Here is a 19,328-nt window from a genome sequence, read left to right on the forward strand (position 1 = left end):
GCCAGAATAAACCAGACGACTTCCAACTATGACAGCGATGTTGGATGGTATTCGCGCCGGGTGTTGCGCGCGGGCATCCATCAGCGCGCCTTGTCAGAATTAGCGCAGAATCGTATATTCGGCGCATGGCACAGATGAATATCTCGATCCCCGACCAGCTTAAAAGCTGGGCGGAAGCGCGCGTGGCCGAGGGGCGGTACAGCAGCACCAGCGATTATGTGCGCGATCTGGTGCGACGCGATCAGGAACATGCCGAGAAGCACCGCGCGCTGGTGGCGGCGATCGACGAGGGGCTGGCGTCTGGCGTGAGCGAGCGGACGATCGAAGATATCATTGCCGATCGCCGGAAGCGGGATGGCCGTCGCGCCCGACCGGCGGACGCGGTGTGAGCAGGAGCCGCAAAACGTCGCCGTTTGTGGGCCACACGACCGCGCCCAGCGACAAGCCGTGGAAGCAACAACATGCCCGGCGCGTGAGGCGGGCCGCGCATCAGACACTCGGCCAGACGACGGACGGCGATTCCGTACCATCCAACCGCTACGCTTTCGGCAGTGCAGACCGGGACGGCATCAAGGACGGCAAGCAGCGGGTGGCGGAGCCGACTTCTAAATGGATGCGGAAGTAACGGTTCCCGGTTCGGTGAACTGCACCAGATCCCATAGATTGCCGTAGAGATCCTTGAACACCGCGACGCGGCCGTAGTCGTAATCGGCGGGCGGGCGAACCCATTCGACCCCGGCGGCGGTGAAGGCTGCGTGATCGCGCGCGAAATCGTCGGTGGCGAGGAACAGGAACACGCGGCCGCCGGCTTGATCGCCGATATAATTCTCTTGAGTGGCGGTCGAGGCGCGGGCGAGCAGGATGGTGGTCCCGTGTTCGGGCGCGCCGGGCGGGCGAATCGTGACCCAGCGCTTGTCCTGTTCGAGCTGGTACGTGTCCTCGACCAGCGTGAAGCCGAGCTTGCCGACATAAAAAGCGAGCGCCTCATCATAATCGCGGACGACGAGGGCGATATGGGCTAGGTGGGGCAACGTCAGCCAAACGGAGGGTGCTGAGCACGAATGCCTGTTGAGTTCGCAAACTTCTTAGCGAAACGTGCAGCTTGCTTCAGAGACGCCTTATGAATTTCAGGGTGGGCACGCACCTCCGCCTCATAAGTCTCTTTGTCCATTCGGTCGATCTTCGGATGGTAGAAAAATGGGAGCTCCAGAAGCTCAGGGGTGACCTCTTGGTCAGGATCGAAATTAGCATTTATAAAATCGAAAAACATTAGACCGGTCTGATAACCGACGAAATACGATGAATCCCAATAATTTCTTTGCTTCCGATATTTATCTATTCGGTCCTGATAAAGCGAGATTTGACCGCGAACATAATGAAGTTCTGCAAAATCGCCAGCATATCTTCTATCAATTATTCTTTGTAAACAATGAATTAATCCATCCTGATAGGCCGTAGCGAAAATCAGATGCGGCTCATCCTCTACTTCATAACTTGAGACAAAGTCCTCATGGATTTTGATCAGTTCCACAAGACTAGAAAATATAATTTTGTAAGAATCATCGTAAGCATAGCAAAACTTGGACCGCATGTGTTCGGCCACCGTTTCGATGAAATAGGAACCGTCGGTCACAACAGGCTTTATACCCAAATCACCTAGCTTGACGGCCTCGGAATTTGTAACGAACGGCGATACGAGGTAATGGGTTCTAGCAAATCTTCCCATGCTAGCGTGCACTAGGCCGTAGACGCTCAGAAAATCACTGTCGGTCGCTGAATAACCGAAAAATATCACGGTTTTCGTTGCAAAAATATGTCGCAGTATATCGCCAAGTCTTCCGGTCTTTAGTCTGGTTTCGCACTCTCGATAATCTACAGTCGACGCCACGATAGTGGACAGATTATCAATAGATCCGTGAATTTTTATAAGCGGCCTCTTCGCCCCTTCCCATAAAGCTAAATTCGCATCATAGACAAATGGCGTTGCACGAAGAATATCTTCGAAATATCTGTCCCAGTTCGTTGTAATAATTGTTCTTAAATATGGAGCAACTGATAGCTGGCGGTGAAACCGTGTCGCATTTTGTTTTAAATCACTAAAGCCATCAATATAATCAAAGCGTGATTTTATTTGCTCTATAAGCTTCTGACGCCCATTAGGTCGAGTTTCAAATAGATCGATAAGCTCTGGAAAAGTTTCATCACCTTTAACATCGGCTAGTTGAGCAATTTGCTCATAAAAGAAATAATCATGAGCGCCACGAGTTTCTGTACTTATCCCGGCACCAGCGAAAACGACACATCGCCCAGCCTCAATCTCATCTAGCAGGTGTAAGTCGAGTTCAAAATTTAGTTTCAGCGAACAGATTGCGCATTCGCAGGCCATAGCTCCTCCCGCCACCCGCGTTGCACGGCATCGCGGAAAGCTATCATGCCGATACAGACAGTCAATCGTGCTCCCGACCGCCTGCGCCGATATATAACTCTCGGCCGGTCTCGTTATATAGCCGGCTCATCTCTTCCATCCCCTTGATCGCCGCCGCCTTGCTGGCGGCCGCCGTCTCCGCGCCGGTCGGGCCGGCGGCGATGAAGCCTTCGACGCCTTGATTCTGCTTGCCGGCGAAGTCGCGCACTTCCTGGGTGATCTTCATCGAGCAGAACTTAGGCCCGCACATCGAGCAGAAGTGGGCGGTCTTGGCGCCTTCCGCCGGGAGGGTCTGGTCGTGATATTGTTCGGCCGTGTCGGGATCGAGCGACAGGTTGAACTGGTCGCGCCAGCGGAATTCGAAGCGGGCGCGGCTCAGCGCGTCGTCGCGCATCTTTGCCGCCGGGTGGCCTTTCGCCAGATCGGCGGCGTGGGCGGCGAGCTTGTAGGTCACCACGCCGACCTTCACGTCGTCGCGATCGGGCAGGCCGAGATGCTCCTTGGGCGTGACGTAGCAGAGCATCGCGGTGCCGTACCAACCGATCATCGCGGCGCCGATGCCGCTGGTGATGTGATCATAGCCGGGCGCGATGTCGGTGGTGAGTGGCCCCAATGTGTAGAAGGGCGCCTCGCCGCATACCTGCAGCTGCTTGTCCATGTTCTCCTTGATCTTGTGCATCGGCACATGGCCGGGGCCTTCGATCATGACCTGGACGTCGCTCTTCCACGCGCGGTGGGTGAGTTCGCCGAGCGTGTAGAGTTCACTGAACTGCGCTTCGTCGTTGGCGTCGGCGATCGAGCCGGGGCGCAGGCCGTCGCCCAGGCTGTAGGCGATGTCGTACGCCTTCATGATCTCGGTGATCTCGTCGAAGCGTTCGTAGAGGAAGCTCTCCTTGTGGTGGCTGAGGCACCATTTCGCCATGATGCTGCCGCCGCGCGAGACGATGCCGGTGACGCGCTTCGCGGTCATCGGGATGTACGCCAGGCGGACGCCGGCGTGGATCGTGAAGTAATCGACGCCCTGTTCGGCCTGTTCGATCAGCGTATCGCGGAAGATCTCCCACGTCAGGTCCTCGGCGACGCCGCCGACCTTTTCGAGCGCCTGATAGATCGGCACGGTGCCGATCGGGACGGGCGAGTTGCGGAGGATCCATTCGCGCGTGTCGTGGATGTTGCGCCCGGTGGAGAGGTCCATCACCGTGTCCGCGCCCCAGCGGATCGACCAGACCATCTTGTCGACCTCGGCCGCGACGTTGCTGGCGACCGCGCTGTTGCCGATATTGGCGTTGATCTTGACCAGGAAATTGCGGCCGATCGCCATCGGTTCGGATTCGGGGTGGTTGACGTTGTTGGGGATGATCGCACGGCCCCTCGCGACTTCATCGCGAACAAACTCGGGCGTGACGTAATCGGGAATCGCCGCGCCGAAGCTCTCGCCGTCGCGCACCGCCTTTTCGCGTAGCTCGGCACGGCCGAGATTCTCGCGGATCGCGACATATTCCATCTCGGGCGTGATGATGCCACGCCGGGCGTAATGCATCTGGCTGACGTTCTGGCCGGCCTTGGCGCGCAACGGGCGGCGGATGACATTCGGATATTGCGGGACGCCGCCGGAGCGATCGGGGCCGACCTGGCCGTTATCCTCCGGCTTCAGTTCGCGCGCGTCGTACGCCTCGACGTCGCCGCGGGCCATGATCCAGTCGCGGCGCAGTTCGGGCAGGCCGGCATTGATGTCGATCCGCGCCCTGGGATCGCTGTACGGGCCGGACGTGTCGTAGACGCGCAAGGGCGGTTCGCTGCACGTGGGATCGAGCATGATCTCGCGCATCGCGACCTTGACGTTCGGGTTGGTCGGCGAGGGGACGTGGATCTTGCGACTGCCGCGGATCGGGCCGGTGGTAACGCCAATTTCGGTGCGGGCGGGGATGTCGGCCATGTCTCAAGCTCCAATGATCGGAGCGAGGATGGTTTCCGGGCGCGGACACCATTCCCTCCCTCCGCCCGCGCTAACGGGATCAGGTTCGGCGGGTCGTGACGTCAGTCACCTCTCAGCTGCTCAGGCGCAGCCCCCCGGGGATGGACTCAGCCTAAGCGCTTCGGCGGACAAAGGAAAGGCCGCGCGGGATTTCCGCGCGGCCGATCCGAAGCCGGTGAGTCGCCGGGGCGATCAGGGGTTGGCGGAACTCGTCTTGAACGCCGCGAGGTTGGCGTTCAGGCCATTGGGGAAGAATGCCCCCGACGACGCGCCGGCCGTCTTCGCCGCGGTGTTGAGATAGACGATGTTCAGCACCTGCGAGACGCTGCGGCTATAGGCGATGCCGTTGCCGTCGGTCGGGACGAGATTGGCGTCGGTGCCGTTGGTGATGCCCTGATCGTCGTCCGCCGCCGAGACGCTGGTGCTGACCACCGTGCCGTCCACGCTGTCGCGCGCGTCGGAGATCTTGTTGGCGTTGGTGATCAAGTTGTTCGACGGCGTGGCGATGCCCTTGTTGTAGAGCACGGTGCGGACGAGCCCGGCATGATAGGCCTCGGCCGCGAGGATGCCCGCCGCTGCCTCCAGATAGGTCTTGTTGGTGATCAGCGGGGCCGCACCCTTGTATGCCGTGACGCCGACATCCTCGAAAATGAACGCGCCGAGCAGGAACGCCTCGGGCGAGGCGTAGGGATTGAAGTTGCCCGCGGTCTGGTCGATCCCCGCCGCCGTGGCGAGCGCGCTGAAGATCGCCGGGCTGATGTTGATGTTCGGCATGGCGACCGCCGCCGAGCCGAGTACCGAGCGCAGGAAGACGACGTGCGCCGCCTCGTCCGCCGCGATTTCCCGGGCATAGGCGCCGACCAGCGCATCGCCCGAGAAATCGACCCGAGCGCCACCGGTGACGGTGCCGCCGGCCGTGCCGGTGCCGCTGGCCGTCTGGCTGGCGGTCAGGCCCGAACCGGTGACGGCGTAGAGATAATATTGCGCCTCGAGATATTCGAGATTCAGCGCGAAATTGAGGATGTCGAGATCCAGCGTCGCGGTGGTCGCCGTCGGGGTTGGCGTCGGCGTCGGGGTAGGCGTCGGCGTGGCGGAGGTGCCGTTGCCACCGCAGGCGGACAGCAGGGCCGCACCGCCGAGGACGGCGGTGCCGGTGCCGGCGACCTTCATGAAGCGCCGGCGTTCGTCGCGCCGCTTGTCGATGGCGGTGAGGACTTCAAGAGCGTTGTTGTGATCGATCATGTCGAAGATTCCCTGGAATATGATGCTGAAACAAAAGGATTAGGCCGGGCGCAGGTGCGCCTCATGCGTTCGCCTTGAATGTTCCATTCACGCCATTGGGGAAGAACAGGCCGCTGGGCGTCGTCGTGTTGCCATAGACGATGTTGAGCACCTGTCCGGTCGAGCGGCTATAGGCCAGGCCGTTGGCGTTGAGCGGCACGATGTTCGAGGCGAAGCCGGTCGAGGTGTTCGAACCGGTGATGCCCTGATCGTCGTCCGCGCCGACGCCGATCGTCGAATTCTCCGCCGGCGAGCCATCCAGCGTATCGCGCAGGTTGGAGATCTTCTCGGTCGTCTCGAGCAGCATCTTGGACGGGGTGGCGATGCCCTTGGCATATAGCGACGTGCGCACGATCGCGGCGTGATACGCCTCGACCGCGAGGATGCCGGCGGCGGCCTCGAGATAGGTCTTGCTGGTCAGGAGCGGTGCCGCGCCCTTATAGGCGGTGACGCCGACATCCTCGAAGATGAACGCGCCGAGCAGGAAGTTCTCCGGCGACGCATAGGGATTGAACGGCGCGGCGGCGGTGGAGACGCCGGCGGCCATCGCCGCGACGTTGAACGCCGTGGGGCTGACGTCGATGTTCGGCATCGGCACGCGCGAGGTGCCGAGCGCGGTGCGCAGGAAGCGGACGTGCGCGAGCTCGTCGGCGGCGATTTCCTTGGCATAGGCGCCGACGGCCGGATCGCCGCTGAAATCGACCTTCTGCCCGGCGACCGTCGTGCCACCGGCGACGAGCGTGCCCGCGACGAGATAGCCATCGGTATCAGCGGCGGCGAGGCCGGTGCCGTTCAGCGCGTAGAGATAGAATTGCGCCTCGAGATATTCGAGGTTGAGCGCGAAGTTCAGGACGTCGGCATCGCTGAAGGTCTGCGCGGTGGCGACGCCGCCCAGCGTGACCGCCGCAGCACCGGCCCCGGCGACCGCCGCCGCGCCGATCGCCGCCTTGAAGAATTCCCGGCGCTCGTTGCGCCGTTCGACGCGATTGTCGAACGTCTCCATCAACTGCTGGTGTGTGTCGGTCATGCCGGTCGTCTCCCTTGGATCACTGCGGCGGAATACGCGAACGCGATCGCCCTGATCCGCCGTTTCAGGGCCATCGACCGGAAATCACCGCCGTCTGGAATGCCCGATGGAGGACATCCGCACGGCTTTTCAACCCTATACGTTCGTATGTATCGGCCGGACGCAGCAAGTCCGAGGAAAACAACGAAATATTTTAACCAGTGCCAAACTGCATCGCGTTTCTTCCCCGGCCTTCGTCGGGGAAGCGGAGATGCTTCGGGATCAGAACGTGTAGGCCAGCCCGACCGCGCCGAGCCACTGGTTCCGATCGCCGGCGATGCTGACCACCGGGCTGCGCGCGAAATCGCCGAGCAGGCGCGAATAGGACACGCCGCCGACCAGCGACAAACCGTGCAACAGATCGCCGGTCAGCGAATAGGTCGCGAAGGCGGAGGCCTGGTAATTCTTCCAGCCCTTGCCGGCATTGTAGACCGGCAGCGTGCTGGCCAGCGACCCGGCGCGATCGACGCTGAAATAGGTATCGGCATATTCGCCGCCGACATAGCTGGCGCTGGCGGACAGGCCGACATAGGCCTTGCGGCTGAGCGGCGTGCCGTAATCGATCTCCGGCGTGATGATGTAGCTCTTGTGCGCCTTGTTGATGTCCTGAACGTAGGACACGCTGACGCTCAGCTTGTCGTAATCGCTGGTGATCACGCCGGTCTTGCCGATGCCGGTATAGCCGCCGACCTCGATCGCGGTCTTGCGCTTGCCGAGCGCCTCGACGCGGGTATCGTTGATATTCTTCAGGCTGGTGCGATCGAAATTGAGGCCGGCGACCGGACCCAGCTGGAAATCCCAGGTCGGGCCGGGCTTGTTCGGCACGACATCCACGAACAGCTGCGCGCCGCGCGTGATGAAGCTGATCCCGGAAACGGTGCCGCGGATCAGCGCGCCGGGGAGGACGCGGTTCTTGTCCGACCCTTCATAACCGGGAATCGTGGCGACGCCGACCGCGATCGACACGCTGTCGCCGCCGGTGACGACTTCGGGCTGGGGCAGCGGCGGCTGCCCGGACGTGTCGGCATTCTGCGCAAAGGCGGGGGCGGCGCACAGCGCCAGTGCCACACCGATCAAGGGGGCCACGGTACGGATCGGCATGTTCAAAGGTGATACTCCCGGAGAAACGTTTTCGCAGCAACGCGCGCGAAACACTTTGGCTCCGGCTTCGCCCCTCAGAACATATACTTCATGCGGACCTGTTGCCGATTGGCATCACCGGTAAGCGTGAAGCGGGCGGCGGTGAAACGCGGCGGCCCGAAGGTGATCGTGGGATTGCGCGAGAAGCCGAAGCCTTCGCGCGGGATGCCGAGCATCGTATCGAGCTTGTTGTTGCCGTTTTCGTCATGGATCACGGCGAGCGCGTAATCGCCCGCCGGGAGCCCGGCAAACACCATGTCTGGCTGGCTGGCCGGCACCGACCGGGTGACGGCGCGGGCATCGTCGACACAGGCGGGGAAGTTCTTCGGGTCGGCGGTCAAGCAGAGGCGCAGCATGCCCTTGGCGTTGCGCAATTTCGCGACATCGACGTGCAGATCAGTGACCGGCGTCGCCCCCGGCAACAGGCACAGCAGCGCCAGCGACGCGCTGGCCACGCGCGCCGGATGCGCGCCGGAACGTGCCGATCCCCGCGTCGGTGCCGCAGAGCCGATCCCAGAAGCGGAAATAGAGACCATAATTGCACCCGTATCGTTCGTGATGCCGCTGATGATGGCTCGCGGTGATCAACCAGCCGCCCAGGCGTCCTCTCCACATCGACGCCGGAAACATCTCCCAGCCCATATGGTTGGTGACACCCATAACCGTCATCACCGTGAGTACCACCCCGAGTGCGGCAGGATGGATCGGAATTGCGAAGACCAGTAGCGGAATTATCACAGCCCCGGTCAGCGCCTCGATCGGATGGAAGGCCATCGCCGCCCAGGCGGTCGGCGGGCGGCTGGCATGGTGCACGGCATGCGCGAGCCTGAACGGGCCGGGCCGGTGCATCCAGCGATGCGTCCAGTAGAACCAGGTATCGTGCGCGAACAGATAGAGCAGGATCGAGAGCGGCAGATACCATAAGGGGTAAGCGTGCACGTCGGCATAGACGCGCGTCCAGCCGTGATTCTGCCAGCCCCAGGCGACGATTCCGGCCGGCACACCATAGATCGCGGCGGAGGCGAGGCTCCAGCCGATCTCGCGCCGCATCTGCTTGTCGAGGCCCTTGTACAGGCCGGGCTGCCGCGCGGAGGTGAGCGCGGCGAACGCGCCGCTTACGATCAGGTAGCGCACGCCGACGATGGCGCTCATCGCGAGCGCGGAGAGCAGGATGGCAAGGGCTGCGGTCATCGATCGCGGCTATAGCGGACATCCTGCCCGCCGTCATGCCGAACTCGTTTCGGCAGCCATCGTGCCGCACAGGCGATCTCAAGGGGGCGAGATGGATCCGGACACTCGTCAGGATGACGGCAGCGTGGGCCGTAGCCGCGCACCTGCTCCCCTCCCTTCACGAGGGAGGAGAGCAGAACGTCGCGGTCCATGCACATCAGGCCATATGTCGGCCATAAGCGCTTGCGCGCGCGCCAAGATCGGCTAACCGCTCCGCCATGGCGACGATTATCCCATGCGATGTGGCGATCGTCGGCGCGGGTCTCGCCGGCGGGATGATCGCGCTGGCGCTCAAGCGGAAGCACCCCGAACTCGATATCCGGCTGATCGACGCGAGCGATCGGATCGGCGGCAATCACCTGTGGTCGTTCTTCGCCAGCGACGTGGCGGAGGGGCATCGCTGGATCGTCGCGCCGCTGATCTCCTATGGCTGGAAGAGTTACGACGTCGCTTTCCCCGGCCATGCCCGGACGCTCGAATCGGCCTATTATTCGATCGAGTCCGACCGGCTCGACATGGTGGTGCGCGCGCATCTGCCCGACGACGCGCTGCTGCTGGGCCGCAAGGTGCTGGGCGCGAGCCCGACCGCGGTGGTGCTGGCCGACGGCGACCGGGTGCAGGCGCGCGGCGTGATCGATTGCCGCGGCACGGGCGATCTGGGGCTGCTCGACCTGGGTTGGCAGAAATTCCTCGGACGCGAATTCAGCCTGGCCGAGCCGCACGATCTGGCGCGGCCGGCGGTGATGGATGCGACCGTCGAGCAGATCGACGGCTATCGCTTCGTCTATGCCCTGCCGTTCGCGGCGACGCGGATGTTCGTCGAGGACACCTATTACAGCGACACGCCGGACCTGGATGCCAGGCTGCTGGGGGGCCGGATCGATGCCTATGTCCAGCGGCGCGGCTGGCAGACCGAGCGGACGGTGCGCGAGGAAGCGGGCGTGCTGCCGGTGGCGATGGGCGGCGATTTCGAGCGATACTGGCTGAGCGGCGGCAAGAGCACCGCCAAGGCCGGGATGCGTGCCGGGCTGTTCCACCCGACCACCGGCTATTCGCTGCCCGACGCGATCCGCACCGCGGCCCTGATCGCGAGCGCGACCGATCTGGGCGGCACCGCGCTGCACGATCTGACGCACGGTTTCGCACGTTCGACATGGCGCCGGCGCGGATTCTATCGCATGCTGGACAAGATGTTGTTCAAGGCGGCGGAGCCGGCGGAACGCTATCGTATCCTCGAACGCTTCTATCGGCTGTCGCCCCAGCTTATCGGGCGCTTTTATGCAGGACGCTCCTCGATGACCGACATGGCTCGCATTCTTTCCGGCAAGCCGCCGGTGCCGATCGGCCGGGCGCTGCACGCGATCACCGGCGGCATGCACGGGACCGCTTCATGAGCAGTGCTCCACCACGGGTGGCGGGCCGCACCGCGATCGTGATCGGCGCGGGGTTCGGCGGGCTGGCGCTGGCGATCCGGCTGCAATCGGCCGGCGTCGAGACGACGATCGTCGAGGCGCGCGACAAGCCCGGCGGGCGGGCGTACGTGTGGGAGCAGGACGGCTTCACCTTCGATGCCGGGCCGACCGTGATCACCGATCCGGCCTGCCTGCAGGAACTGTGGGCGCTGACCGGGCGCGAGATGAGCGAGGACGTGACGCTGGCCCCGGTCCAGCCCTTCTACCGGCTGAGCTGGCCGGACGGCACGACGTTCGATTACACCAACGACGATGCGCTGCTGAACGCGCAGATCGCACAGCTCAATCCCGACGATGTCGCGGGCTATGCCAAGTTCCTCGACTATTCGGCCGGGGTGTTCCGCGAAGGCTATGAAAAGCTCGGCCATGTCGCGTTCCTCGACTTCGCGTCGATGATCAAGGCGGCGCCCGCACTGGCCAAATACCAAGCGTGGCGGTCGGTCTATTCGATCGTGTCGTCGTACGTGAAGGACGAGCATCTGCGCCAGGCGCTGAGCTTCCACACGTTGCTGGTCGGCGGCAATCCGATGACGACCAGCGCAATCTATGCACTGATCCACAAGCTGGAGCGCGATGGCGGCGTGTGGTTCGCGATGGGCGGGACCAACCGGCTGATCGCCGGCATGGTGACGCATTTCGAGCGGCTGGGCGGCGTGCTGAGGCTGGCCGATCCGGTCGTCAGCATCGAGACCTTGGGCGACACGGCGACCGGCGTGACGACGGCGAGCGGCTGGAGCGGCAGCGCCGACATGGTGGCGTGCAACGGCGATGTCGTGCACGTCTACAAGGATCTGCTGAAGACCAGCCGATCGGGCCAGCGGACCAAGGCGAAGCTGGAACGCAAACGCTATTCGCCGTCGCTGTTCGTGGTGCATTTCGGGATCAAGGGCACATGGCCGGGGATTCCGCACCATTCGATCCTGTTCGGCCCACGCTACAAGGGCTTGCTCGCCGATCTGTACGACACCGGCGTGCTGCCGGAGGATTTCTCGCTCTATCTCCACCACCCGACGGTGACCGATCCGAGCCTGGCGCCCGAGGGGCATTCGGCCTTCTACGCGCTGGCCCCGGTGCCGCACATGGGCAAGTTCCCGGTCGATTGGGACGAGCTTGCGCCGGTCTTGGAAAAGCGCATCCTGGACGAGATCGGACGGCGGCTGATCCCCGACATCCATGAGCGGATCGTGACCAAATTCTCGTACACGCCGAAGGATTTCGCACGCGACCTGAACGCGCATCTCGGCAGCGCCTTCTCGCTGGAGCCGATCCTGACGCAGAGCGCGTGGTTCCGCGTGCACAATCGCGACGACCATATCCCGAACCTGTATTTCGTCGGCGCCGGCACGCATCCGGGCGCGGGGATTCCGGGCGTGGTGGGCAGCGCGAAGGCGACGGCGGCGCTGATGCTGGAAGGCGCAAAGTGAAACGTCTCGCGATCTATTGCGGGTCGGCGACGCCCGCCGATCCGGTTTACGTCGAGAGCGCACGCCAGGTCGGGCGGACGCTGGCCGAGCGGGGGATCGGCGTCGTCTATGGCGGCGGACGGCTCGGATTGATGGGCGCGGTGGCGGACAGCGCACTCGCGGCCGGCGGCGAGGTGATCGGGATCATCCCGCAGGCCCTGGTCGATGCCGAGGTGGCGCACCGCGGTTGCACCGAGCTGCACGTCGTCGGCACGATGCACCAGCGCAAGCAGGCGTTCACCGACTTGAGCGACGGGTTCATCAACCTGCCCGGCGGCACCGGCACGATGGACGAATTGTGGGAGGCGCTGAGCTGGGCGCAGATCGGCTATCATGCCAAGCCGGTCGGGCTGCTGAACGTCGCGGGCTATTACGACCATCTGATCGCCTTCTACGCGAAGATGGGCGAGGTCGGCTTCCTGCGGCCGCAGCATCAGGGCATCCTGCTGATCGACGATGCGCTGGACGGGCTGCTGGCGCAGATGTCCGCGCACGTGCCGATCGAGACGATCACCAGGATGAAGGCCAGCGACCTTTGATGCCACGATCTCCGTTCGTTTCGAGCGTAGTCGAGGAACCCTGGACGACTTCCCTGGCCCGTTTCCCGACTACGCTCGAAACGAACGGGTTGAAGGGCGAGGAATGAGCGAAGCCCCCGCCTTCCCCTCCCGCGATGCGATCGTCGCGACGGCGCAGGAATCGATCGCGCGTGGCTCCAAGAGTTTCGCCGCCGCGAGCAAGCTGTTCGATCGCCGGACGCGGGAGCGGGCGTGGCTGCTCTATGCGTGGTGCCGGGCGTGCGACGACATCGCCGACGGGCAGGACCATGGCCATACGATGAGCGTGGTCGACGATGCGCCGGAGCGGCTGGCGCGGATGACGGCGATGACCGAGGCGGCGCTGACCGGAGCGCTGATCGGCGATCCGGCGTTCGACGCGCTGCGCATCGTCGCCGCCGAGACCGGGATGCCGCATGCCTTCGCGCGCGATCTGATCGCCGGCTTCGCGCTGGATGCGGGCGACTGGCGGCCGCGCAGCGAGGCCGACCTGTACAAATATTGCTATCACGTCGCGGGCGTCGTCGGCTGCATGATGGCGGTGGCGATGGGGGTGTCGCCGGACGATGCCGAGACGCTGGACCGGGCGTGCGACCTGGGTATGGCGTTCCAGCTGTCGAACATCGCGCGCGATATCGAGGAGGACGACCGGGTCGGGCGCGCCTACGTGCCCGAGGAGTGGTTCGTCGAGATGGACATCCCGCCCGGCCAGCACATGAAGCCGCCGTTCCGCGCGCGGCTGGCGGTGCTGGCGCGGCGGCTGGCGGAGCGATCGGCCGAATTCGAGGCGAGCGCGCGCGTGGGCACGCCGAAGCTGCCGTTCCGGTCGGCCTGGGCGGTGCTGGCGGCGGCCGACATCTATGGCGCGATCGGGCGCGCGGTGGCGGAGCGGGGCGAACATGCCTGGGACCACCGCGTGACCACGTCCAAGCTGGACAAGATACGCTTCATCGCGCGCGCCTTCGTGGCGGCGGGGCGGCGGCAAGCGCTGTATCCGCCGACGCCGCGGGAGATCGAATGGGTGCGTCCGGGGCGGTGAGGCGCGTGGCACGATTGGGGGAGGTGCTGCGACAGGCTCGGCGCGAACGAGATTGGGAGGAACCAAGAGCCGATCGACATTCATTTGCGTTGAAAATTTCAGCCCAAACACTCCGTCACCCCGGACTGGTTCCGGGGTCCACCAAGCGGCTTTCGATGCGAATAATGGTGTGATTGCCGAGATAGCGGCCCGGTGGACCCCGGAACACGTCCGGGTGACGACCGACGCGAGAAGGGAAAGCGACAAGGACGTAGATAACCCGCCGCTAACCGAATTCCGTAGCGCGGCGCTCATCAGCCGGGGCTTAGCCTCCCGTCATGACGATGCTTTCCCTGCGCCTGTCGCGGGCCCTGTCGCAGGGGCGCGCCGTGCAACACGAACCGCACAGCCGGGCAAGCCTGCTCGCGACGCTGCTGCGCAAGCGCGCGGCGGCGCATAATGTCGGGGCGGAGGAGCTGGAAGCGCTGTTGCGCGAACAGATCCTTTGGTCGCTGCCGATGCAGCGCGACGGCGATCCCTCAGCCGAGTAACGGTTCGCCGCGATAAGGTTTATGATGGATGCGCTGGGCAAGCCAACCGCCGAGCAACGGCGCGAGGATCGCGGCGACCTGCATCCACACCGGATGCGGCAGCGCGAGGATGTTGGCGATCCCACCCGCCGCCACGAGCAGGGCGACGATCCACCCCGCCCAGCGCCAGTCGCACACGCGCAACGCCAGCCACGCACCGCCGAACGCACCGATCGTCCAGCCGAGCGCGATCATCAGCTTGGCCGGCAGAGGCATCGCGGACATTGTCGCCGCGAGCGCCACGGGGTCCAGCGTCTCGATTTCCTGCGGAAAAGGATAAAGTAGCGTGGCGAGCGCCTCCATCCCCGCGATCAGCACGGTCGCCGCGATGGCACCGAGCACGATCCCGAGGATGCGGCGCATCCAACGCGCTTTGTGCATGTGGTTCGTCTTGCGCATCAATGGTCCTGCCACAACTGTGACAGGCTTCTGATGGGAAAGCACGGTTGGTGCAATCGCCGGTATGCTCATAAGTTTCCCATTCGTGATGGGCTTGTCGAAGCACGCGCCATGAACTTGGACCCGCATTCGAGGCACGCCCGTCGACCGGCTCAGGGCGAACGGGGTGGGCGCGCGGGAAACAACTTAGGAGGCTTGAGGCACCTGCCCGGATCAGCCGGTGCTTTTTGCCCCACCGCGAGCCTGAACCATCTGCTGGCCGTTCATCCGGCAGGTCGCGGACACGACCGGATAATCGACATCCGTGTTGCGCATCAGCGCGGCGGGCATCGCCGCCTGGCATTGCTGCATCGTCGCATAATGCGCGCGTTCGACCCGAGCCTCGGCGCAATTCGCACTACCGTCCGAACATCCCATGATCGCCATGACGAAGAACAAGGGTTCCATGTTTCGTCTCCCGTTCGAACGGTAAAATCGACGAACCGCGCTACTTGTTCCGTGGGGCGCTTTCATGGGGGCTTGACCCGCCCTACATGAAGCCCCGTGCCACCGATGACCCAACCCACCAGCGCCGAGCGCCCGTTGCTGCCGACGCTCAGGCGCTTCCTGCCCTATCTCTGGCCTGCCGATGCGCCCGCGCTGCGGCTGCGCATCGTCGGCGCGATGACGCTCGTCGTGCTGTCCAAGCTGGTCCAGGTGTATGGCGCGCCGTTCGCGTTGCAGGGCGCGGTGGATGGGATGGCCAAGGGCGATCGCAGCGCGACGACCCTGATCCTCGCGTTGGTGATCGGATATGCCGCGGCGCGCTTCGCCTCGGTGCTGTTCGACAATCTGCGCAATGCGGTGTTCGAGCGCGTCGGGCAGGATGCGACGCGGCGGCTGGCGGCGAACGTGTTCCGGCACCTGCACCAGCTTTCGCTGCGCTTCCATCTCGAGCGGCGCACGGGTGCCGTCACCAAGGTGGTCGAGCGCGGCACCAAGAGCATCGACACGATGCTGTATTTCCTGCTGTTCAACATCGCGCCGACGATCCTGGAACTGGCGCTGGTCGTCGGCATCTTCGGCACGAAGTTCGGCGGGTGGCTGGTGACCGCGACGCTGGCGATGGTCGTCACCTATATCGCCTTCACGCGCTGGGTGACGGACTGGCGCGCCGCTTTGCGCACGCGGATGAACGATCTCGATACCGGTGCGGTCGCGCATGCGGTGGATTCGCTGCTCAATTTCGAGACGGTGAAATATTTCGGTGCCGAGGAGCGCGAGGCGAAGCGCTACGATGCGGCGATGGCGGCCTATGCCGGGGCGGCGGTGAAGAGCGAGAATTCGCTCGCCTGGCTCAACATCGGCCAGTCGCTGATCACCAATGCGATGATGGCGTTCGGCATGGGGCTGATCGTGTTCGGCTGGAACCGGGGCGAATTCACCGCCGGCAACGTGGTGCTGGTATCGACGCTGCTGGCGCAGTTGTTCCGCCCGCTCGATCTGCTCGGCATGGTCTATCGCACGATCCGCCAGGGCGTGATCGACATGGGCAGCATGTTCGACCTGATCGATACGCCGAGCGAGGTGACCGACGTGGCGGATGCGCCGGCGCTGGTGGTCGGCAGGGGGCATGTGCGGTTCGAGGACGTGCGGTTCGGGTACGACGATGATCGCACGATCCTGAAGGGCATCGATCTCGACATTCCGGCCGGCCACACGCTGGCGGTGGTCGGGCCGTCGGGCGCGGGCAAGAGCACGCTCGCGCGGCTGATGTACCGCTTCTACGACCTGACCGGTGGTCGGATCACGATCGACGGACAGGATATCAGCCAGGTCAGCCAGGCGTCGCTGCGCGCCGCGATCGGAATCGTGCCGCAGGATACCGTGCTGTTCAACGACACGATCGGCTACAATATCGCCTACGGGCGCGAGGGCGCGAGCCGGACCGAGATCGAGGGCGCGGCGCGCGGTGCGGCGATTTCGACCTTCATCGAGGGGCAGAGCGACGGATACGACACGCGCGTCGGGGAGCGCGGGCTGAAACTGTCGGGCGGCGAGAAGCAGCGCGTGGCGATCGCGCGGACGCTGCTGAAGAACCCGCCGATCCTGATCCTGGACGAGGCGACCAGCGCGCTCGACAGCCGCACCGAGGGCGAGATCCAGGCGACGCTGGAGGATATCGAGCGCGGGCGCACGACGATCGTCATCGCGCACCGCCTGTCGACCGTGGTGCATGCCGACGAGATCGTCGTGCTGGAGGCGGGCGCGGTGGTGGAGCGCGGAAGCCATGCGCAATTGCTGCGACGGAACGGCCTGTATGCCGAGATGTGGAACCGCCAGGCGCAGGAACGCGCGGACGAAGAGGGCGTGCTGGCGGCGGAGTAATTTTCGCCGGCGAGCTGCCGTCGATTCCCCACCGTCATGCTGAACTCGTTTCAGCATCCATGCGCGGTCATCCGCCGCACCGACCCTGTCTCCTTGGCCACCGACCGCGCCTGGATCCTGAAACGAGTTCAGGATGACGGATGGGAGAAGGACCGCGCGAATTCACTTGCCGTTCCGCGACATAGGATCGACAAACCGCGCCATCCACCCGTTCCGAGGAACCACGATGATCGCTCGCCTGCTCGCCACTTCAGCCCTGGTACTTGCCATGCCTGCAACCGCCCAGACCACCGCCAACCCGTTCGCCAAGCCCAGCACCCTGCCCTATCAGGCGCCCGATTTCCGCATCATCAAGGATGCGGATTACATGCCGGCGTTCGAGCAGGGGATGAAGGATCACTTGGCCGAGATCGACGCGATCGCCGCCAATCCCGCCGCGCCGACGTTCGACAACACGATCGTGGCGATGGAGAAATCCGGGCGGATGCTCGACCGGGTCAGCCAGGTGTTCTTCGCGATCAGCCAGGCCAACACCAACGATGCGCTGCAGGATGTCGAAACGAAGGTCACGCCCAAGCTGAGCGAGCATTTCGATGCGATCTCGCTCAACGCGAAGCTGTTCGCGCGCGTGAAGGCGTTGCAGGACAAGCGCGCCACGCTGAAGCTGACGCCGGAACAGGCGCAGTTGCTGACCGTGACGTATCAGGGCTTCATCCGCGCCGGCGCGCAGCTGAACGCCGCCGACCAGACCAGATTGCGCGCGCTCAACACGCAGATCTCGACGCTGCAGACCGCATTCCAGCAAAAGCTGCTCGCCGGCACCAAGGCCGGCGGGCTGGTGGTGGACGACGTGCGGAAGCTCGACGGATTGGGCGCGGACGGCATCGCCGCCGCGGCCAAGGCGGCGGAGGATCGCGGCCTGAAGGGCAAGTGGGTGCTGCCGCTGCAGAACACCACGCAGCAGCCGGCGCTCGCCTCGCTGACCGACCGGGCGACGCGCGAGGCGTTGTTCAACAAGAGCTGGACGCGCACCGAACAGGGCGACGCCAACGATACGCGCGCGACGATCGCCGAGCTGGCGCGCTTGCGCGCGCAGAAGGCGAAGCTGCTCGGCTTCCCGACCTATGCCGATTATTCGCTGCAGGATCAGATGGCCAAGACGCCGACGGCGGCGCTCGGGTTCCTCAAGCAGTTCGGCCCGGCGCTGGCCGCCAAGCAGCGCGCCGAGGCGGCGGAACTGCAGGCCCAGATCAAGGCGACTGGCGGTAATTTCGACCTGAAGCCGTGGGACTGGAACTTCTATTCGGAGCAGGTGCGCAAGGCGAAATACGCGCTGGATGGCGATGCGCTGAAGCCCTATTTCGAGATCAACAAAGTGCTGACGGACGGCGTCTTCTATGCCGCGAACCAGTTGTACGGCATCACCTTCAAGGAGCGGAAGGACCTGCCGGTCTACGATCCCGACATGCGCGTGTTCGAAGTGTCGGAGTCGAACGGCACGACGATCGGGCTGATGTATTTCGATTACTGGAAGCGCGACAACAAGTCCGGCGGCGCGTGGATGTCGAACTTCGTCGGCCAGTCCAAGCTGCTCGGCACCAAGCCCGTCATCTACAACGTCGCCAACTTCACCAAGCCGGCGGCAGGCAGCCCGGCACTGATCAGCTTCGACGACGTGACGACGATGTTCCACGAATTCGGCCATGCATTGCACGGCCTGTTCGCGGATCAGGTGTATCCGACCTTGTCGGGCACCAACACGGCGCGCGATTTCGTGGAATTCCCGTCGCAGTTCAACGAGAATTGGGCGCTCGACCCAAAGGTGCTCGCGCATTACGCGGTGAACTACAAGACAGGCGCGCCGATGCCGCAGGCGTTGGTCGACAAGATCAAATCCACGCGCACCTTCAACCAGGGCTATGCCACCGGCGAGGCGCAGGAGGCGGCGCAGCTCGACATGGCGTGGCATGCGCTGCCGGCCGACGCCCCCAAGCAGGACGTCGATGCGTTCGAGGCGAAGACGCTGGCGAGCATGGGGCTGGAGACCGCATATGTTCCGCCGCGCTACCGCACGAGCTATTTCTCGCACATCTGGGGCGGCGGCTATGCGGCGGGCTATTACGCCTACGCCTGGACGCAGATGCTCGACCACGACGCCTATGCGTGGTTCGTCGCGCATGGCGGCCTGACCCGCGCCAACGGCCAGCGCTTCCGCGACCTGATCCTGTCGCGCGGCCATACGCTGGACTACGGCCCGATGTTCAAGGCGTTCTACGGCAAGGATCCGGATGTCGGGCCGATGCTCGACTATCTTGGGCTGAACGCGGTGCCGGCGGCGAAATAGC

Annotated in this window: 18 protein-coding genes and 1 riboswitch; of the genes, 8 read left to right on the forward strand and 10 right to left on the reverse strand. The window is 64.1% G+C overall.

The features are described 5' to 3' along the window. Window positions 1-125 precede the first annotated feature (125 nt). Entirely contained in the window at window positions 126-389 is a 264-nt protein-coding gene (locus ASG11_RS01780; RefSeq protein WP_055774387.1) for a type II toxin-antitoxin system ParD family antitoxin, read from the forward strand. A gap of 216 nt (window positions 390-605) precedes the next feature. On the opposite strand, the gene ASG11_RS01785 is transcribed toward ASG11_RS01780, so the two are convergent. From ASG11_RS01785 to ASG11_RS01815, 8 genes are all read right to left on the reverse strand, one after another. After that, window positions 606-1,031, reverse strand: a complete 426-nt coding sequence (locus tag ASG11_RS01785; protein WP_055774389.1) for a VOC family protein — start codon at window positions 1,029-1,031, stop codon at window positions 606-608. Window positions 1,032-1,033: 2 nt separating this feature from the next. Further along, entirely contained in the window at window positions 1,034-2,386 is a 1,353-nt protein-coding gene (locus tag ASG11_RS18185) for an SIR2 family protein (protein WP_082472539.1), read from the reverse strand. Between the two features lie 61 nt (window positions 2,387-2,447). Next, window positions 2,448-4,361, reverse strand: a complete 1,914-nt coding sequence (gene thiC / locus ASG11_RS01790) for a phosphomethylpyrimidine synthase ThiC (RefSeq protein WP_055774392.1) — start codon at window positions 4,359-4,361, stop codon at window positions 2,448-2,450. 39 nt (window positions 4,362-4,400) lie between these two features. After that, window positions 4,401-4,508: riboswitch (TPP riboswitch) on the reverse strand. An 84-nt stretch (window positions 4,509-4,592) separates the two neighbouring features. Continuing rightward, complete coding sequence (locus ASG11_RS01795; RefSeq protein ID WP_055774395.1) at window positions 4,593-5,642, reverse strand: ferritin-like domain-containing protein; 1,050 nt, start codon at window positions 5,640-5,642, stop codon at window positions 4,593-4,595. A 61-nt stretch (window positions 5,643-5,703) separates the two neighbouring features. Further along, window positions 5,704-6,708 (reverse strand): ferritin-like domain-containing protein, encoded by a 1,005-nt coding sequence (locus ASG11_RS01800; RefSeq protein WP_055774398.1) that lies wholly within the window; start codon window positions 6,706-6,708, stop codon window positions 5,704-5,706. Window positions 6,709-6,969: 261 nt separating this feature from the next. Beyond that, complete coding sequence (locus tag ASG11_RS01805; protein ID WP_055774401.1) at window positions 6,970-7,848, reverse strand: MipA/OmpV family protein; 879 nt, start codon at window positions 7,846-7,848, stop codon at window positions 6,970-6,972. Between the two features lie 74 nt (window positions 7,849-7,922). Next, on the reverse strand, window positions 7,923-8,342 hold the full coding sequence (locus tag ASG11_RS01810) for a DUF2141 domain-containing protein (protein WP_236697347.1): 420 nt from the start codon (window positions 8,340-8,342) through the stop codon (window positions 7,923-7,925). Continuing rightward, window positions 8,284-9,078: a sterol desaturase family protein gene (locus tag ASG11_RS01815; RefSeq protein ID WP_055774405.1), complete on the reverse strand. Its 795-nt coding sequence runs from the start codon at window positions 9,076-9,078 to the stop codon at window positions 8,284-8,286. The genes ASG11_RS01810 and ASG11_RS01815 overlap by 59 nt, the downstream gene beginning before the upstream one ends. A gap of 257 nt (window positions 9,079-9,335) precedes the next feature. Here ASG11_RS01815 and crtY point away from each other — a divergent pair, with 257 nt between their 5' ends. The 5 genes from crtY (at window position 9,336) to ASG11_RS01840 (ending at window position 14,178) form a co-directional block, all read left to right on the forward strand. Next, window positions 9,336-10,511 carry a lycopene beta-cyclase CrtY gene (gene crtY / locus ASG11_RS01820; RefSeq protein ID WP_055774409.1) on the forward strand — a complete coding sequence of 392 codons (1,176 nt, stop codon included), beginning with the start codon at window positions 9,336-9,338 and terminating at the stop codon, window positions 10,509-10,511. Beyond that, window positions 10,508-12,013, forward strand: a complete 1,506-nt coding sequence (locus ASG11_RS01825; protein ID WP_055774411.1) for a phytoene desaturase — start codon at window positions 10,508-10,510, stop codon at window positions 12,011-12,013. The genes crtY and ASG11_RS01825 overlap by 4 nt, the downstream gene beginning before the upstream one ends. After that, window positions 12,010-12,591 (forward strand): TIGR00730 family Rossman fold protein, encoded by a 582-nt coding sequence (locus ASG11_RS01830; RefSeq protein WP_055774414.1) that lies wholly within the window; start codon window positions 12,010-12,012, stop codon window positions 12,589-12,591. The genes ASG11_RS01825 and ASG11_RS01830 overlap by 4 nt, the downstream gene beginning before the upstream one ends. Window positions 12,592-12,694: 103 nt before the next feature. Then, the gene (locus ASG11_RS01835) at window positions 12,695-13,648 is read left to right on the forward strand and encodes a phytoene/squalene synthase family protein (protein WP_055774417.1); all 954 of its coding nucleotides are present in this window, start codon (window positions 12,695-12,697) and stop codon (window positions 13,646-13,648) included. Window positions 13,649-13,965: 317 nt separating this feature from the next. Then, complete coding sequence (locus ASG11_RS01840) at window positions 13,966-14,178, forward strand: hypothetical protein (protein ID WP_055774420.1); 213 nt, start codon at window positions 13,966-13,968, stop codon at window positions 14,176-14,178. On the opposite strand, the gene ASG11_RS01845 is transcribed toward ASG11_RS01840, so the two are convergent. After that, window positions 14,167-14,580 carry a hypothetical protein gene (locus tag ASG11_RS01845; protein ID WP_156363612.1) on the reverse strand — a complete coding sequence of 138 codons (414 nt, stop codon included), beginning with the start codon at window positions 14,578-14,580 and terminating at the stop codon, window positions 14,167-14,169. The genes ASG11_RS01840 and ASG11_RS01845 overlap by 12 nt on opposite strands. Before the next feature lie 249 nt (window positions 14,581-14,829). Next, window positions 14,830-15,063: a hypothetical protein gene (locus ASG11_RS01850; RefSeq protein ID WP_055774426.1), complete on the reverse strand. Its 234-nt coding sequence runs from the start codon at window positions 15,061-15,063 to the stop codon at window positions 14,830-14,832. Window positions 15,064-15,168: 105 nt separating this feature from the next. On the opposite strand from ASG11_RS01850, the gene ASG11_RS01855 reads away from it, so the two are divergent. Further along, window positions 15,169-16,983, forward strand: coding sequence for an ABCB family ABC transporter ATP-binding protein/permease (locus ASG11_RS01855; RefSeq protein ID WP_201781252.1), 1,815 nt, complete (start codon window positions 15,169-15,171; stop codon window positions 16,981-16,983). A gap of 268 nt (window positions 16,984-17,251) precedes the next feature. Beyond that, a complete protein-coding gene (locus ASG11_RS01860; protein WP_236697348.1) occupies window positions 17,252-19,327 on the forward strand; it encodes a M3 family metallopeptidase in 2,076 nt (691 codons plus the stop codon). Window position 19,328 lies beyond the last annotated feature (1 nt).

The organism is Sphingomonas sp. Leaf357, assembly GCF_001423845.1.
Lineage (GTDB): Bacteria > Pseudomonadota > Alphaproteobacteria > Sphingomonadales > Sphingomonadaceae > Sphingomonas.

Excerpts from the sequence above, each read along its gene's own strand:
- ASG11_RS01780 (WP_055774387.1), top strand. The coding sequence starts at position 126 with ATGGCACAGATGAATATCTCGATCCCCGACCAGCTTAAAAGCTGGGCG.
- ASG11_RS18185 (WP_082472539.1), bottom strand. The coding sequence starts at position 2,386 with ATGGCCTGCGAATGCGCAATCTGTTCGCTGAAACTAAATTTTGAACTC.
- thiC (WP_055774392.1), bottom strand. The coding sequence starts at position 4,361 with ATGGCCGACATCCCCGCCCGCACCGAAATTGGCGTTACCACCGGCCCG.
- ASG11_RS01795 (WP_055774395.1), bottom strand. The coding sequence starts at position 5,642 with ATGATCGATCACAACAACGCTCTTGAAGTCCTCACCGCCATCGACAAG.
- ASG11_RS01800 (WP_055774398.1), bottom strand. The coding sequence starts at position 6,708 with ATGACCGACACACACCAGCAGTTGATGGAGACGTTCGACAATCGCGTC.
- ASG11_RS01805 (WP_055774401.1), bottom strand. The coding sequence starts at position 7,848 with ATGCCGATCCGTACCGTGGCCCCCTTGATCGGTGTGGCACTGGCGCTG.
- ASG11_RS01815 (WP_055774405.1), bottom strand. The coding sequence starts at position 9,078 with ATGACCGCAGCCCTTGCCATCCTGCTCTCCGCGCTCGCGATGAGCGCC.
- crtY (WP_055774409.1), top strand. The coding sequence starts at position 9,336 with ATGGCGACGATTATCCCATGCGATGTGGCGATCGTCGGCGCGGGTCTC.
- ASG11_RS01825 (WP_055774411.1), top strand. The coding sequence starts at position 10,508 with ATGAGCAGTGCTCCACCACGGGTGGCGGGCCGCACCGCGATCGTGATC.
- ASG11_RS01835 (WP_055774417.1), top strand. The coding sequence starts at position 12,695 with ATGAGCGAAGCCCCCGCCTTCCCCTCCCGCGATGCGATCGTCGCGACG.
- ASG11_RS01840 (WP_055774420.1), top strand. The coding sequence starts at position 13,966 with ATGACGATGCTTTCCCTGCGCCTGTCGCGGGCCCTGTCGCAGGGGCGC.
- ASG11_RS01845 (WP_156363612.1), bottom strand. The coding sequence starts at position 14,580 with ATGCGCCGCATCCTCGGGATCGTGCTCGGTGCCATCGCGGCGACCGTG.
- ASG11_RS01850 (WP_055774426.1), bottom strand. The coding sequence starts at position 15,063 with ATGGAACCCTTGTTCTTCGTCATGGCGATCATGGGATGTTCGGACGGT.
- ASG11_RS01855 (WP_201781252.1), top strand. The coding sequence starts at position 15,169 with ATGACCCAACCCACCAGCGCCGAGCGCCCGTTGCTGCCGACGCTCAGG.
- ASG11_RS01860 (WP_236697348.1), top strand. The coding sequence starts at position 17,252 with ATGCCTGCAACCGCCCAGACCACCGCCAACCCGTTCGCCAAGCCCAGC.